The sequence below is a fragment of the Acidovorax sp. LjRoot74 genome (genome assembly GCF_964254355.1).
Taxonomy (GTDB): Bacteria; Pseudomonadota; Gammaproteobacteria; order Burkholderiales; family Burkholderiaceae_C; genus Acidovorax.
Map to the genome: position 1 here is coordinate 5429982 of NZ_CAXUTI020000001.1, position 15619 is coordinate 5445600.

At 67.8% G+C, this 15619-nt stretch carries 13 protein-coding genes; all 13 read right to left on the reverse strand.

Annotation, left to right across the window (positions count from 1 at the left end; genetic code table 11):
* Window positions 1–6: 6 nt before the first annotated feature.
* Window positions 7–789 (reverse strand): SDR family NAD(P)-dependent oxidoreductase, encoded by a 783-nt coding sequence (locus ACSQ3O_RS25820; RefSeq protein WP_137749349.1) that lies wholly within the window; start codon window positions 787–789, stop codon window positions 7–9.
* Window positions 786–1325, reverse strand: a complete 540-nt coding sequence (locus tag ACSQ3O_RS25825; protein WP_298455438.1) for a DUF3833 domain-containing protein — start codon at window positions 1323–1325, stop codon at window positions 786–788. The genes ACSQ3O_RS25820 and ACSQ3O_RS25825 overlap by 4 nt, the downstream gene beginning before the upstream one ends.
* Window positions 1326–1345: 20 nt before the next feature.
* Window positions 1346–2638 (reverse strand): MFS transporter, encoded by a 1293-nt coding sequence (locus tag ACSQ3O_RS25830; protein ID WP_436140934.1) that lies wholly within the window; start codon window positions 2636–2638, stop codon window positions 1346–1348.
* A complete protein-coding gene (locus ACSQ3O_RS25835; RefSeq protein WP_298455444.1) occupies window positions 2635–3156 on the reverse strand; it encodes a chalcone isomerase family protein in 522 nt (173 codons plus the stop codon). The genes ACSQ3O_RS25830 and ACSQ3O_RS25835 overlap by 4 nt, the downstream gene beginning before the upstream one ends.
* Window positions 3157–3227: 71 nt before the next feature.
* A complete protein-coding gene (locus ACSQ3O_RS25840) occupies window positions 3228–4451 on the reverse strand; it encodes a class I SAM-dependent methyltransferase (protein WP_436141175.1) in 1224 nt (407 codons plus the stop codon).
* Window positions 4452–4477: 26 nt separating this feature from the next.
* On the reverse strand, window positions 4478–5281 hold the full coding sequence (locus ACSQ3O_RS25845) for a DUF1365 domain-containing protein (RefSeq protein ID WP_137749353.1): 804 nt from the start codon (window positions 5279–5281) through the stop codon (window positions 4478–4480).
* On the reverse strand, window positions 5278–6588 hold the full coding sequence (locus tag ACSQ3O_RS25850) for an NAD(P)/FAD-dependent oxidoreductase (protein WP_436140935.1): 1311 nt from the start codon (window positions 6586–6588) through the stop codon (window positions 5278–5280). Before ACSQ3O_RS25850 ends, ACSQ3O_RS25845 begins: the two co-directional genes overlap by 4 nt.
* A gap of 244 nt (window positions 6589–6832) precedes the next feature.
* Window positions 6833–7417 (reverse strand): glutathione peroxidase, encoded by a 585-nt coding sequence (locus ACSQ3O_RS25855; protein ID WP_436140936.1) that lies wholly within the window; start codon window positions 7415–7417, stop codon window positions 6833–6835.
* 283 nt (window positions 7418–7700) lie between these two features.
* Window positions 7701–8912 carry an HD-GYP domain-containing protein gene (locus ACSQ3O_RS25860; RefSeq protein WP_436140937.1) on the reverse strand — a complete coding sequence of 404 codons (1212 nt, stop codon included), beginning with the start codon at window positions 8910–8912 and terminating at the stop codon, window positions 7701–7703.
* Window positions 8913–9021: 109 nt separating this feature from the next.
* On the reverse strand, window positions 9022–12141 hold the full coding sequence (locus tag ACSQ3O_RS25865; protein WP_436140938.1) for an efflux RND transporter permease subunit: 3120 nt from the start codon (window positions 12139–12141) through the stop codon (window positions 9022–9024).
* Window positions 12142–12152: 11 nt separating this feature from the next.
* Window positions 12153–13364 carry an efflux RND transporter periplasmic adaptor subunit gene (locus ACSQ3O_RS25870; protein WP_436140939.1) on the reverse strand — a complete coding sequence of 404 codons (1212 nt, stop codon included), beginning with the start codon at window positions 13362–13364 and terminating at the stop codon, window positions 12153–12155.
* Window positions 13365–13436: 72 nt separating this feature from the next.
* Window positions 13437–14873 carry an efflux transporter outer membrane subunit gene (locus ACSQ3O_RS25875; RefSeq protein WP_137749358.1) on the reverse strand — a complete coding sequence of 479 codons (1437 nt, stop codon included), beginning with the start codon at window positions 14871–14873 and terminating at the stop codon, window positions 13437–13439.
* Window positions 14870–15601, reverse strand: a complete 732-nt coding sequence (locus ACSQ3O_RS25880; protein ID WP_137749359.1) for a TetR/AcrR family transcriptional regulator — start codon at window positions 15599–15601, stop codon at window positions 14870–14872. The genes ACSQ3O_RS25875 and ACSQ3O_RS25880 overlap by 4 nt, the downstream gene beginning before the upstream one ends.
* Window positions 15602–15619: the final 18 nt, after the last annotated feature.

Below are 15619 nucleotides of genomic sequence, written 5' to 3' on the forward strand. Positions count from 1 at the left end.
GGAAACTCAGAGTCCCGTGAACTTGCGAACCGCCGGAAAGTACCACCGGTACGGCAATAAGCGCAGCAGCTTCATCACACGCGTGAAGCGCTTGGGAAAGTGGATGTCGAACTGCCCCCGAGCCCAGCCTTGCAGGATCTCATCGGCCGCCGCTTCGGGGGAGATGAGCGCAGGCATGGTGAAGTCGTTGCCCGCCGTGAGCGGCGTGGCCACAAAGCCCGGGTTGATCACGCTCACGCCCAGGCCCAGGTCGTGCAGGTCCAGGTACAGCGCCTCGGCCAGGTTGATGAGCGCGGCCTTGGTGGGCCCGTAGGCCAGGCTCTTGGGCAGGCCCCGGAACCCCGCCACGCTGCTGATCAGGCTCACATGCCCCGGCCGCCCTGCCTGCGCGGCGGCGAGCATGGCGGGCAGCACGGCGGCCAGCACGTGCAGTGCGCCGTTGTAGTTGATCTGCTCATGGCGCAGCATCACGGTCAGGTCGAAGTCGGTCGCGCGCATGTCGCGGTAGTAGCCCGCGCAGTAGCACACCAGGTCGGGCGCGCCATCCGCCAGCACCTGCGCGGCGGCGGCCTGCACCTGGGCCGGTTCGGCCGTGTCAAAAGCCAGCGCCGTGCTGCCGGGGTGCTGCACCACAAAGGCGTTCAGCGCATCGCTGCTCCGGGCCGAGACGATGACCTGCGCGCCGCGCGCATGCAGCGCTGCCGCCGTTGCCCGGCCTATGCCGCTGCTGGCCCCGATGAGCCAGGCCCGGCGGCCCTTCCAGTCGCGCAAGGGTGGGTTGAGTTTCATGGTGCGCGCTTGGTGAAGGACAGGGTGATTTCGCCCAGCCGCACGCCGAACTTGCTCATGGTCGCGCGGTTGAGCATCACGCGGTCGTCGATGAGGTACATCCAGTCGTCCAGGTCCACGTTGTAGACCTTGCCATCCACGGGCAGGGCCAGCGTGTAGTTCCAGCGGAAGGCGTTGCCGCGCGTCTGGCCGTTGGCCGTGCCCACCACATCGTCGGCAGTGCCGGTGTAGCGGCCGTCGGCGTGTTTGGTCAGGCGCCAGATGCGGCGCTGCGTGGTGCCGTCGGAATAGGTGAAGGCTTCGTCCAGCACGCCCTCGTTGCCCTTCCAGCTGCAGTCCATCACCACGGTGAAGCGTTTGACGATCTGGCCGCTGCGGTCCTGGAAGATGCCGTAGGCGTCGATCTTGCCGTTGAAATACTGGGCCAGGTCCAGCACGGGTTTTTCGCTGGCGTAGCCGTCAATGCTCTGGCTGGCGCAGCCCGACAGGACCACAGGTGCGGCCACGGCGGCGGAGAGAAGAAGGCGTCTTTGCATGTTGAGCATCCCTTGAAAAATCAGGCACTGGCCGCGCCGCGCGCGGGCCGAAGCACCAGCCCATACAGCGCCCCCGCTGCCAGCAGCTTGAGTGCGCAAGGCAACACGGCATAGGCCCAGCCCAGGGTCTGCAGGCCTTCTTCGCTGCGTGTGCCGGGGGTGTAGCCCCACCAGCCCAGTAGCGGCAGCGCGAGGCCTGCGGCCAAAGCCAGGTTGAGCTTGGTGGCAAAGTTCCACCAGCCAAAGTAAGCGCCCTCGTGCTGGCCGCTGTCGCCCTCGGCGGCGATCACCCCCGCCAGCAGGGCGCTGGGCAAGGCCAGGTCCGTGCCCAGCGCTACACCCGACAGCGCACAGACCACCAGGAAGGGCAGCATGTCGCCGCGCCCGAGGAACGCAGTCCACACAAACACTGCAATCGCCAGCAGCATGCCCGCCAGCCAGGTGCGCGCCAGCCCCCAGCGCGCCACGGCACGCAGCCACAGCGGAATGGACAGCGCCGCACAGACGAAATAGACCGCCAGAAACATCGGCTCCTGCGCGGGCGGTGCCTGCAGGCGGTCCTGGATGAAGAACAGCACCAGCGTGGCCGGGATGGCACTGGCAATGCCGTTGAGCATGAACACCACCAGCAGGCGGCGGAAGGCAGGCCGTCCCCAGGGACGCCACAGGCTGGCACGGTGGGGAGGGCGGTACACACCCGCCACGGCACCCGCGTGGCCTGTGGGGCGCGGGGCGCGCGCCCAGCACCACCAGCCCAGCAGCAGGGCGAGGGCAAACACGCTGAGCATCACCGGCAGGCCCAGCAGCGCAGGCAACACCGAGGCCAGCACCACACCCATCAGCGCGGCCCCTTCGCGCCAGGCCACGATGCGGCTGCGCTGCAGTTCGTCACCGCCCAGGCGCGCGCCCCAGGACTGGTGCGCAATGCTGAGCTGGCTGTAGGCGGTGTAAGTGATGAGCAGCGCCACCAGCGCCCAGGCGACGAGCGCATCGGCCCCGCGCACCAGGGGGAAGAACAGGCTGGTCAGCCCCAGTGCCAGCACCGTGGCCGACACCGCGCCAACCGCCAGCACCGAACGCACCGAGCGGCCAAACAGGTAGTCGGCAAGGCGACCCAGCAGCGGGTCGATGAAGGCATCGAACAGCCGCGCCGCCAGCAGCACGGCGCCCAGCGTGGCCAGCGGCATGCCAAATTCGCGGGCGTAGTGGTTGGGCAGCAGCACATACAGCGGCAGCGCCACAAACGCCAGCGGCAGGCCCAGCAGCCCATAGGCCAGGCCGTGGCCGGCGCGCATGGGCGTGGTGGTGGTCATTGCGGGCCCTGGCCTGCGGTGCGGGTGGCCGCGATCAGCTGCTGCCGCAGCCCGGGCTCGGAGGTCTGGGGCGACAGCCAGATGCCGAAGAACAGGCGCGAGAACTCGGCATCGGCCACCTCGCCCACCACGCGGCCGCCCATCTTGAAGACGGCGCCTGCGCCGGGCTGGTACAGGCCCAGCAGGCGGTCGCCGGGCTTCACATCCGGCAAGGCCGCCTGCAGCGCCTGCTGCCAGCGAGTGGCCTGCTGCGGCGTGAAGCTGCCCACGCGGCGCATCTCTTCGATGGAGCGTTTGGCAATCGCCTCGGCCGTGAAGTTGCGCTGGTAGGTCAGCTCCAGCGCCAGCGGGTGGGCGCTGTACTGGTCGGCGTCAAAACCGGGCTGGGCCCACAGGCGCGCGCGGTACACGTCAAAACCCAGGAAGCGCATCGTGCCTTGCCCCACCAGGCGCGCGCCCGCCAGCGGTGCGCTGGCGCCGGGCGACGCGCTCGCCACCCCTTCCGTCCCCTGCGCCATTGCAAAATTTGAGAAAAAAACGGCCTCTGCGCCTGCTAGCAAAGCGCTGATAGCTATGTTTTTTATAGCAATCATGCTTTCACCAGGGTGTACTGCACCAGGTCGATGTTGCGCATGGCGAACGCAGCCTCGCAGTAGGCCAGGTAGAACTCCCAGATGTGCATGAAACGCTCATCAAACCCCAGCTGCAAGATCTGTGTGCGCTGCGCCAGGAAGCGCTCGCGCCAGCGCTTGAGGGTTTCGGCGTAGTCCTGGCCAAACGCGAACTCGTCCACCACGCGCAGGCCTGCGGCCTCGGCCTCGCGGCGAAACTCGCGCGGGCAGGGCAGGCAGCCGCCGGGGAAGATGTACTGCTGGATGAAGTCGGTGGAGCTGATGTAGCGCTCGAACAGACTGTCGTCGATGACGATGCTCTGGATGCAGGCCTTGCCACCGGGTTTGAGCAGGCGGTTCACCGATTGGAAGTAGGTGGGCCAGTATTCTCTGCCCACGGCCTCGACCATCTCGATGGAGCAGATGGCGTCGTAAGGGCCGTCCTGGATGTCGCGGTAGTCCTGCAGGCGCAGGTCGGCACGCTCGGCCACCCCCTGCTGCGCCATGCGCTTTTGCGCAAACGCGAGCTGCTCGGTGGAGAGCGTCACGCCTGTGAGGTCGGCGCCGAATTCGACAGTCGCCATCTCGGCCAGCGCGCCCCAGCCGCAGCCGATCTCCAGCACCCGGGAGCCTGGCTCCACCCCCGCCTTGCGCAGCGCGCGGCGCACCTTGGCATGTTGGGCCTTGCGCATGTCGCCGCCCGCATCGCCCTCAAACCAGGCGGACGAGTAGTTCATCGTATCGTCCAGCCAGAGTTCGTAGAACGCATTGCCCAGGTCGTAGTGGGCGTGGATGTTCTTCTGGCTGTTGGTGCGGGTGTTGCGGTTGAGCAGGTGCTTGATGCGGTACAGCAAACGGCCCGCCCAGGTGCCGTAGATCACGCCTTCCACCTGCTGGCGGTTGGCGATGAAAAGCTTGAGCAGGTCGGTGAGGTGCGGCGTGGTCCAGTCACCCGCGATGTAGCTCTCGGCAAAGCCGATGTCGCCGGACTTGAGTGCGGCACTGCACACGTTCCAGTTCTTGAGCGTGATGGCGGCCGAGGGGCCATCGCCGTGCCCGAAGTGCTGCAACGTGCCATCGGGCAGCTGCACCGTGAGGTGGCCGTGCTGCAGGCGCTGCAGCAGCTTGAGCGCCGTGCGGGCGGCAGCGGGGGTGCCTGCGGGCAGGGCCAGCGCGGTGCGGGGGGCGGTGGTGGAGTTCATGGCGGCGTTCTCGTTCGTCATGGAAATCAGCGGGTCACGATGGATGCAGGCGCCTCGGGCTTGCGGTGGAAACGCACGCGCTTGAGCCACAGCTGCAGCGCGTGCCAGTGAATGCGGGCAATGATGGCCAGCGTCATGGCGGGGTAGCCCCAGAGCGCCTGGCGCAGGGTCTGTGGGGTGATGGCTTGCAAGGTGCCGCTCACGCTGGTCTGGATGAGGGGGCCGGTGTCGTCGTCGTGGTCAATGCGGACCACGGTACGGCCAGCATCCTGCGCACCAACTTCGGTGCGCATGAAGCGGAAGCGGTAGCCGCCACTCACCGCGCAGAACGGCGACACATGGAACACCTTGCGCGCCTGCTGTTCCACGCCGTACTGCGGCGCGTCCAGCAGGTAGCAATGGCGCTCGCCAAAGGTGTTGTTCACCTCGACCACGATGGCACGCAGGGGGCCGTCCGCGCGGTGGCAGTACCAGAAGCTCACAGGCTTGAAGGTGTAGCCCAGCACGCGCGGGTAGCAGTGCAGCCAGACCTCGCCGGTGGCGTCGGTGATGCCTTCGGTGCGCAGCAGCTCGTCCAGCCAGGCCAGCGCACCGCCCTGCGCGGCGCTGCGTCCGTCGCCGTGGTCCACGTCATGGAAGCTGATGGCGCCGCTGCGGTTCACCGCCAGCGGTGTGTGTGTGCTGGTGTGTGCGCCGCTCAGGCCGCGCATCGGCAGCATGAGGAAAAAAGTGGGGTAGGCAAATGCATGCCGCCGGGGCCGCAGCCGCGTGTGGCGCACCTGGCCGAAGCCGATGAGGGGCGCTGCGGGGGCGGCCGGGGCGTGGCTCACGCAGCCTCCGCCAAAGGGGCTGGCAGGGCTGCCCGCAATTGCTCGGCCACGGCCAGGCCGGATTTCAGCCCGTCTTCGTGGAAGCCGTAGCCCGTCCAGGCGCCGCAAAACCAGGTGTGCTGCTGCCCTTGCAGCTTGCCCACCTGCTTCTGCGCGCGGATGGCGGCCATGTCGAACACCGGGTGGGCGTATTCGTAACTGCCGATCACGTGCTCGGGCGCAATGTCGCGCACCGGGTTCAGAGACACCACCACGGGCTGCGCAAAAGGCACGGGCTGCAGCTGGTTGATGAGGTAGTGCAGGCACACGCGGGCCGACTCGCGGCTCCTCTGCGGGGCGCGCTCGTAGTTCCACGCAGCCCAGGCGGCGCGGCGCTGGGGCAGCACAGACGTATCGGTGTGCAGCACCGCGCGGTTGGCCTGGTAGCGGATGGCGCCGAGCACAGCGCGCTCCTGGGTCGTGGGCTGGGCCAGCAGCGCGAGCGACTGGTCGGAGTGCGTGGCCAGCACCACCTTGTCAAAGTGTTCGGTGCGGTCTGCGGTCACCACGCGCACACCGGCGGCATCGCGCTCGATGCGGCGCACGGGGGTGTTCAGGCGCTTGTCGGCAATGCCCGCCACGATCTTGTCCACATAGTGGCGCGCGCCGCCGGACACCGTCCACCACTGCGGCCGGTTGCTCACCTGGATCAGGCCATGGTTGTGGCAGAAGCGGATCATGGTGGCCACGGGGAACTTCAGCATCTGGTCGGTGGGGCAGCTCCAGATGCAGCCCAGCATGGGCAAGAAGTACCAGTCGCGGAACGCGTCGCCAAAGCGGTGCTCGCGCAGGAAGTCGGAGAGCGGCTGTGCCAGCGCCGCCTCGGCCTGCTGCTCGGCAATGCGCGTGCAGAGCTTGTTGAAGCGCAGCAGGTCGCGCAGCATGCCTAGAAAACGCGGGTTGACCAGGTTGGAGCGCTGGGCAAACACGGTGCTGAGGTTGGTGCCGCTCCATTCCAGGGCTCTGCCGCCGCCCAGCGCTGCGGGCACTTGCACCGAGAACGACATGTCGGATTTGGCTGTCTCCACGCCCAGCTCGGCCAACAGGCGAATCAGGTGGGGGTAGGTGCGCTCGTTGAACACCAGAAAGCCGGTGTCCACGCCGTGGGTGACAGGGGTGCCAGACGCATCGGGCAAGGTGACATCAACCGTGTGGGTGTGCCCCCCGAAGTAGTCGCCCGCTTCAAACAGTGTGATGTCCGCCTGGCCGCGCAGCTGGTGCGCGACCGACAGCCCGGAGATGCCGGAGCCGATGATGGCGATTTTCATGGCCGGCCCCCTCTGGCCGGCGCCTGGAATAAAAAGGTTGCGAAGCGTCCCGAAACGAATAAGAGAGGGAGGGAGGAGAAGCGCTCCAGGAGGTCAGTCGGAACCCGGGGGCCCGAAAGGCTTCGCAACGTTAAAACTGTACGCCGCGCAATCGTCTTGCGCAATGGATAGAGTGCGGCCATCTGCGCGAAGTTCCAGAGCCCGCCTGGATTTTTTTTAAAGAAACGTAAAGAAGTCATGGCGCTTACCGGGGAGTAGGCAGTGCGAGCTGCTGTTCGATGGCGCGCACCAGGCCCTTGTTGTCGGGCCCGGTCAGGCTGGAATAGTTGTCCACCAGCTGGCCGTCGCGCCCCAGCAGGTATTTATGGAAGTTCCAGCGCGGCGCGGTGCCCGAGAGCTGCGCCAGCTGCTGGAACAGCGGCGAGGCCTCGGGGCCTTTCACGCTGCTCTTGGCGAACATCGGAAATTTCACCCCGAAGGTGCTTTCGCAGAAGTCCGCGATTTCCTTGTTGCTGCCTTTTTCCTGGGCAAAGTCGTTGGACGGGAAGCCCAGCACCACCAGGCCCTTGTCCTTGTAGCGCGCATACAGCTCCTCCAAACCCTTGTACTGGCCGGTAAAGCCACAGAAGCTGGCCGTGTTGACTACCAGCACCACTTTTCCGCTGTACTGGCACAGCGACTGGGGCTTTTCATCCTGCAGGCGCAGAAAGCTGTGCTGCAACGTGGCCGGGCAGCTGGCGGGCGCATCGGCCGCCTGGGCGGCGGGCGCCAGCAACAGCCCTGCCGCCAGCAGAGCGGCCAGAGAGAAGCGACGAGACAGTGTGTTCATGGTGTGGTGTGCAGCAGGCGGTCGATGGGGGCAATTTAACCGCTTCATTATTTTTTGTCCACATGAGTTTTTATTTGTACTGAACGGTATACGCAGTATCCCCGCGTTTGGATTCAGATTTCCGACATGGCGGCATGGATGACCCCGCCCGCCGCCCTGCACCCAGCCCCCGGGCAGGCGCACGCAGGCCATGCCCGCAAGGCACAGGGCCGGCAGGCAGACCAGGGGAAAAAGGGAAAGGAGGGGGAGAAACGGCTGGCCACACCCGGGGTGCGGCCAGCGGTCAGACCATCTGCAGCAGGCGGCCCAGCGAGAGCTTGACCCGCACGTCCTTGAAGGCCACCACGCCGGTGATCTTCCAGGGCGGCATGCCCGTGTCGCGCGGGATGGGCTCGCCCGTGGGCATGCCGTCGCGGTTGGTCAACACGGCCACCTTGGGCGTGGTGGCGGTGGTGCCCCTGCGGATGACCACGCCCACCTCGCGGCTTGCCAGCCGCACAAAGGCGCCAGGCGGGTACACGCCCAGCGTCTTGACCAGCGCCGCACCGGCTTCGTCAGCCTGCTGCTCTTCGTCGTAGTAGCTGGCCTGCATGGCCGCCGTGACCGGCATGGGCCAACGGGCCGCGCGGGGCGCCAGACGGGCTCCGAAGATGTCGGCACGCTGTATAAGGCGCGCCATCTGCTGCGCTTCGGTTTTTTTGTCGAGCGGACCAGGGGTACGGTGGTGGTGACAGCGCACGGCCTCCAGCCAGGCGGGGTCGGCCACACCCAGGTGGCGCAGCAGCGCCTCGGATCGAGCGGCATGGTCTTCCACGGCCGCAATCTGCGCGGCAGTCAGTGGGTGACTCTGCTGGGCCAGTTGGTCCTGCAGTTCGGTCATGGCAATATTCATGCTGAGGGCTGCGTGCCCCAGCTTCTGGACCTGGGCGCTGGGCCAGCGCAGCATCTCGCGCGCCACCACCATGCATACGCAGCTCACCAGCATTGAGTGCGTCGCGCTGTACATGCGGGTTTCCTGGGTGGACAGGTAGATCAGCGCCAGCAGGGTGGCGTCGGGCGTCTGCTCGCAGTGGCGCACCAGCTCGTCATGCAGCGCCTGGAAGCGCCCGCCAAAGTCGCTGGGCGAGGGCGAACGCAGCAGCTGCGTGGCGCGCAGTTGCAGCTCAGGCCAGTCTGCCTGGGCCCGGGCTGCGGCTGCACGGTCCCGGCTCGCGGACTCCTCGGCGGCCGTCATCTTCATCGAGGCGATTTCGCCCAGATTGGTGTCGGCCATCAGCATGCGCTGCAACTGGGCCAGGTAGGCGCGGTGGCTACCGCCCGACTCGTCGGTGTCCACACACAGCTGGCGGCCCCGGGCCACCATCTTGGCCAGCTCCTCCCTGGTGCGGATCACATAGCCCTTCTGGGCCAGCAGAGCGCCATCGGAGCCCCGCAGCACAAAAGGCAGCGGGTGGCCGAGCTGGATGGATTCGATGTTGAGGCTGACGAGGTTCATGGTGCTCGTTACATTATCTAACGCATCCCACCCCGCCAAAGCCCTGGCCTACCGGGTGATTTCCCGGCTTTTCGGCCGAAAGAGTCCTCCAGAATGTAAGCACCTGCTTTCAATGGGTGGCAGGTGGTGCGTCTGGTGTGGGTGGCACCGCTGGCGGATGCGCCGGGTGCCGCCCCCGCAACCGGCGCAGCATACGCCCGAACCACTGGCCCAGGTCGTCCACGCTGGTGAACACCGGCGGAATCACCAGCAGGCTCAGCAGCGTGGAGGTGATGAGCCCCCCGATCACCGCCACCGCCATGGGCGAGCGGAAGCTCGCGTCCGCCGCGCCAAAGCCAATGGCGATGGGCAGCATGCCCGCGCCCATGGCCAGCGTGGTCATGATGATGGGCCGCGCACGCTTGTGGCAGGCGTCGATGAGTGCCTCGAAGCGCGTCATGCCATGCTCGCGCCGCGCCAGGATGGCGTACTCCACCAGCAGGATCGAGTTCTTGGTCGCAATGCCCATGAGCATGATGAGCCCGATGAGCGACGGCATCGAGAAGCTCTTCTGCGCCACCAGCAGCCCCACAAACGCGCCCCCCAGCGACAGCGGCAGCGCGGCCAGGATGGTGACCGGGTGCAGGAAGTCCTTGAACAGCAGCACCAGCACGATGTAGATGCACAGCACGCCCGTGAGCATGGCCAGGCCGAAGCTCGCAAACAGCTCGCCCATCATCTCGGCATCGCCGATGGTGATCTGGCGCACGCCCGGCGGCAGGTTCTGGATGGAGGGCAGGGCCGCGACGGCCTTGGTCACATCGCCCAGGGGCTGGCCCGAGAGTTCGATCTCAAAGTTCACATTGCGCGCACGGTCGTAGCGGTCCACCACGGCCGGACCGCCGCTGAACTCCAGCGTGGCCACCTGGCCGAGCATGACCGGGCCCTTGCTGCCCTGCACCGGCAGGCGCTCCAGCAGCGCGAGGTCCTTGCGCGCATCGTCCTGCAGCTTGACCACGATGGGCACCTGGCGCGACGCGAGGTTGAGCTTGGGCAGCGACACGTCGTAGTCGCCCACGGTGGCGATGCGCAAAGTCTCGGCAATGGCGCTGCTGGTCACGCCCAGGTCGGCGGCACGCGCGAAGTCGGGGCGCACGGCGATCTCCGAACGGATCAGGCTGGCGGTGGACGACACGCTGCCCAGGCCGGGAATGGTGCGCAGGTCCTTCTCGACCGCGAGCGCCGCCGTGGTCAGCGCCTGCGGGTCGTCGCCCGTGAGCACCAGCACGTATTTTTCGCCCGAGCCGCCCAGGCCCACCTTGCTGCGCACGCCGGGCAGGGTCTCCAGCGCGGCGCGGATCTGGTTCTCGATGCCCTGCTTGCGCGGGCGGTCGCCGCGCTCGGCCAGCAGGATGGTGAGCGTGGCCTTGCGCGTCTCGGCGTTGGAACTGCCCATGAACGGGTCGCCCCCGGCCGTGCCGCCGCCAATGGTGGTGTAGACACTCTTCACATGGTCCACCCGGGCGATGCGCTCGCGCGCGTCCTCGGCCACGGCGCGGGTCTGCGACAGCGTGGCGCCGGGGGGCAGCTCCAGGTACACCTGTGTCTGCGAGTTGTCGTCCGGCGGGATAAAGCCCGTGGGCAGCAGCGGAATCAGTGCCAGCGAGCCGATGAAGAACGCCGCCGTGCCCAGGAACGTGATCCAGCGGTGCTTAATGCACCAGGCCGCCCAGCGCAGGTAGGTCGTCATCCAGCGCGGGTCCTTGTGCTCGCCCACGATGGGCTTGAGGATGTACGCCGCCATCATGGGCGTGAGCAGGCGCGCCACCACCAGGCTGGCAAATACCGCGAGCGACGCCGTCCAGCCGAACTGCTTGAAGAACTTGCCCGCAATGCCGCTCATGAAGGCCGTGGGCAAAAACACGGCGATCAGCGTGAAAGTGGTGGCCACCACGGCCAGGCCAATCTCGTCGGCGGCTTCCATGGCCGCCTGGTAGGGCGTCTTGCCCATGCGCAGGTGGCGCACGATGTTCTCGACCTCCACGATGGCGTCGTCCACCAGGATGCCCACCACCAGCGACATGGCCAGCAGCGTGATCACGTTGATGGAAAAACCCAGCCAGTACATGCCGATGAACGCCGGGATCACCGACAGCGGCAGCGCCACGGCCGAGACGAACGTGGCGCGCCAGTCGCGCAGGAACAGCCACACCACCAGCACGGCCAGCAGCGCGCCTTCATACAGCAGGTGCATGGAGCCGTCGTACTCCTCCTGCACCGGCAACACGAAGTTGAAGGCCTCGGTGATGCTGAGGTCCGGGTGCTGGTCACGCATCTCCTGCAGCGCCAGCTGCACGGCGGAGCCCACCTCGACCTCGCTCGCGCCCTTGCTGCGCGCCACCTCAAAGCCCACCACGGGCTGGCCGTTGAGCAACGCCAGAGCGCGCGGCTCGGCAATGGTGTCGGACACCGTGGCCACCTGGTCCAATCGAACATGGCGGCCATCGGACAGCGCGAGCGTGAGGCCCGCAAGTTCCTGCGCCGACTGCACAGTGGCCAGCGTGCGCACGGGCTGCTCGCTGCCGCCCAGGTCGGTGCGGCCCCCGGCGCTTTCGGTCTGCACCTGGCGCAGCTGGCGCGACACATCGGCCGCAGTGGCGCCCAGGGCCTGCAGCTTGACCGGGTCCAGCGCCACATGCACCTCGCGCTGCACGCCGCCCACGCGGGTGACCGCACCCACACCGCGCACGGTGAGCAGCTTCTTGGCCACGGCATCGTCCACAAACCACGACAGCGCCTCGTCGTCCATGCGGGTCGAGGCGATGGTGAACGCCAGCACGGGCTGCGCGGCCAAGTCCATCTTGGTCACAATGGGGTCACGCACATCGCCCGGCAGCTCGCCGCGCACACGCGCCACGGCCGAGCGCACGTCGTCCAGCGCCTCCTGCGTGGGCTTCTCCAGCCGGAACTCGGCGGTGATGGTGGCCCCACCATCCTGCACCTTGGTGTAGATGTGCTTGAGGCCCTGCAACGTGGCGATGCTGTTCTCGACCTTGCGCGCCACGTCGTTTTCGAGCTGCGCAGGGGAGGCACCCGGCAGCGCAACGGTCACCGAGATCGTGGGCAGGTCGATGTCGGGAAAGTTCTGCACCTTCATCGCGTTGAAGGACAGCAGGCCGCCGAAGGTCAGCAGCACAAACAGCATCAGCGCCGGTATCGGGTTCTTGATGGACCAGGTGGATAGATTCATCCTGATGCTCCTCAATTAGTAGCATTCAGCGTTTTACCATCGCGCGGTGAAGGCTGTTTTTGCCTTGAACTTTCGACTGCCGATGTCTGCACGGCCGCGCCTGGGGCTGCCGGGGCTGCGGCCACACGCACCAGGTCGCCATCGTTGAGGAAGCCCGCGCCGCGCACGGCCACCGAGGCGTTGGCGTCCAGGCCGGTGAGCACTTCCACCCGGTCGGCCACGCGGCGGCCCGCCTGCACCTTGCGCTGCTGCACGCGCTGGTCGGCCCCCACCACAAACACATACGAGAAGCCATCGCGCACCACCAGCGCCTCCTGCGGCACGGTGAGTGCATCGCTGGTGCCCAGCGCAAATTCGCCGCGCGCAAACATGCCCGCGCGGAAGTCGGCATTGGCGGGCAGATCCACATACACCAGCGCATTGCGCGTCTGCGGGTCCACCGTGGGCGCAACCATGCGCACTGTGCCTTCGGCCGTGGCGCCGCTGGCCGCCGTCACGCTGACCTTGGCGCCCGGGGCAATGCGGCGCAGCTCGGTCGATGTGACTTCGGCACGCCACTCCAGGCGGCCTTTGCGCACCATGCGGAACAGCTCGGTGCCTGCGCCCACCACCGCGCCCACCGTGGCGGTGCGGGCCGAGATCACGCCGCTGTCAGGCGCCACCACCTGCGTGTACTTCAGGCGCAGCTGCTGCGCGTTCAACGTGGCCTGGGCCGCTTCCACCCGCGCCTGGGCCGTCTTCTCGGCGGTGGTGAACTGCTGGATCTGCTGCTGGCTCAAGGCGCCCGTGGCCTGCAGCGAACGCGCGCGGTCGGCGTTGGCCGCGGCCTCGGCCGCATTGGCCTGGGCTTCGAGCAGGCTTGCGCGCATCTGCGCCACATCGGCTTGCACCGTCTCGGCCGAGAAGGTGGCCAGCACCTGGCCCGCCTTGACCACGTCGCCCACGTTCACGCGCACGTCGGTCAGGCGCAGGCCATTGCTCTCGGCCCCGATGCTGGCCTCCTGCCACGCGGCCACATTGCCATTGGCGGCCAGTTGCACCGGCACGGCGGTGCGCTGCGGCTGGGCCGTGCTCACGGTGAGCGCGGGGCGGGGCTGGCCCGCCTTGGGTTCATCGGCTGCGCGCGATGCGTCGGAGTACACCAGGGCGCCCCCCGTCGCCAGCACACAGGCGGCGATCACGGCAAAGGCGGTGGCAGAAAATTGAAAGCGTTGCTTTGGCATGTTGTCTATCCGTTCATCCAGTCGGTGTCAGGAAAAGGAGGTCGGCGATCGGCCAGGCCTCCGGGGTTGTGTTCAGCGTGCAGCGGTGGCTGCCGCCGAGGGAGCGGCCGTGGCGACGGCCGTCTGCCCGTCCCATCCTCCGCCTGCGGCGCGGTACAGCGCAATCCAGGCGGCCTGGCGTTCGTGCTGCAGCGCGACCAGCGCGTTTTCGGCAGCGAGCGAGGTGCGCCGCGCATCCTCCAGCTCCACCAGGCTGGCCAGCCCGCCGCGCCAGCGGGCCTCGGTCGCGTCGAACGAAGCGCGGTAGCCCTCGGCCGCCGTGCGCGCGCTGGCGTTGCGCTCGGCCGTGCTCTGCAGCCGCACCAGCGCCTGCTCGACCTCGCTCACGGCCTGGCGCACCTTGGCACGGTACAGCGACGCGGCCTCGTCATAGCGGGCCTGTGCGGCGTCGGTCAACGCGGCGCGTCGGCCACCGTCGAACAAGGGCACGCTCAGCGCCAGCGGGCCGATGGTCCAGGTGTTCAGGTCGGTCGTGACGCCATTGGCGCGCACCCAGGCACTGCCCACCGAGCCACTGAGCGACAGGCGCGGGTAGCGCTGCGCCTGCGCGCTGCCCACCTCGGCACTGGCGGCGGCCACTTCGCGCTCGGCGTTGTACACATCAGGACGCTGGGCCAGCACCTGGGCAGGCAGCGCAGCAATCGCAAACAGCGTGTCGGGCGCCGCAGCCACGGGCGCGGCCAGTCGGGTGCGCAACGTGGGCTCTTCCCAGCCCGTGAGCGCCACCAGGGTCTTCACATCCACATCGCACAGCATGCGCTGCTGCGATGCGCGGGCCTGGGCCTCGGCCGCACTCGCACGTGCCAGGGCCGCCGTGGCGGGCGCCGTGAAGCCCGCACGTTCGCTCAGGCCGGACAGGCGCGAGGTCTCGCCCCGCGACTGCGCATCGCGCTCCGCCACCTGCAGTTGTGCGAGGCAGGTGCGCAGGCTGCTGGCCTGCAGTGCCACCTCGGCCGCCACGCTCACGCGCGCCTCGTGCCACAGCGCCTGCGCACCGGCCAGCCGCTCATCGGCGGCCGTTTTGGTGGCCCGGTTGGCCCCGAAAAGATCGATCTCCCAGCTCGCCTGCAGTCCGGCCTGGGTCGTGGTGGCCACACGCGCCAGTTGCTCGTTGAGGCCCCGGCTCGCGCTGGCCTGCGCATCGAGCGACGGCAGCAGCGCGGCGCGGCTGCTGACCTGCGTGGCGCGGGCCTGCGCCAGGCGTGCCTGGGCCTGCGCGATGCCGGGGCTCACGGCCTGGGCGGCGTCGATCAGCTCCACCAGCAGCGGGTCTTGCAGCTGGGTCCACCACCGGGCCATGTCGCCCAGCGAGCCCTGGTGTGGCAGGGGGGCCTGCCAGGCCACGGGCGGGGCTGCGGACACCTGGGCAGGCGGCGCGGTAGCCGCGCAGGCGCCCAGAACCAGGGGCAGGCAAGCGGCCCAGAGGGAGCGGGTGATGCTCAATGTCATGCGTTGGATTCCTTCTTGTGCGAAGTCCTGGAAGCGCGGCGCACAGGCCCTTGTGTGGCCTGCCGCCGGATGATTTCTCCGTGCACCATGCTCAATGCGTAGCCGGTGAGCCGCTCGACCCACTGGTCCACCGCCCCCGCTGTCGCGAGCTGGGGCGCAATGGCCTGCAGGGGGTCGCGCTGTGTCCACAGCTGCATGATCAAACCTGCCAGGGAGAAGGCGAGGCGGTGCATATCGTCGTCCACCACCGAGACACCCATGTGTCGGCACAGGACCTGGATGAGTGCCATGTGGGGGGCACGGCACTCGCGTTCGATGAGTTCGGGCCAGACATGGGTAGGGTCCAGCAGCTCGCGCACATGCAGGCGCAGCGATTGCGTCACCAGGTCATCGTGCTTGAGGGGCTCCAGGAAACCCGCGAAGTAGTGGCGCAGCGCGCCCGCCAGGTCCAGGGCCGGGTCGGCAAACACCGGGATCAGGTCGCTGCCGCTGCCAAAGGGCTCGTAGAAGGTGGCGGTGTAGAGCTGCGCCTTGTCGCCAAAGTGGTAGGCAATGGCCGCCACATTGGTGCCCGCCGCCTGGGCGATGGCGCGCACGGAAGTCTGGGCAAAGCCCTTTTCAGAAAAGAGCTGCAGCGCGGCCTGCAGCAGGCGTGCGCGCGTGTCTTCGCCGTCGCTGCGGGCCGTGCGCTGGGAGGCAGGAATGATGGAATGGGCACCGGAACTCATGGCCCCGGATTAAACCAC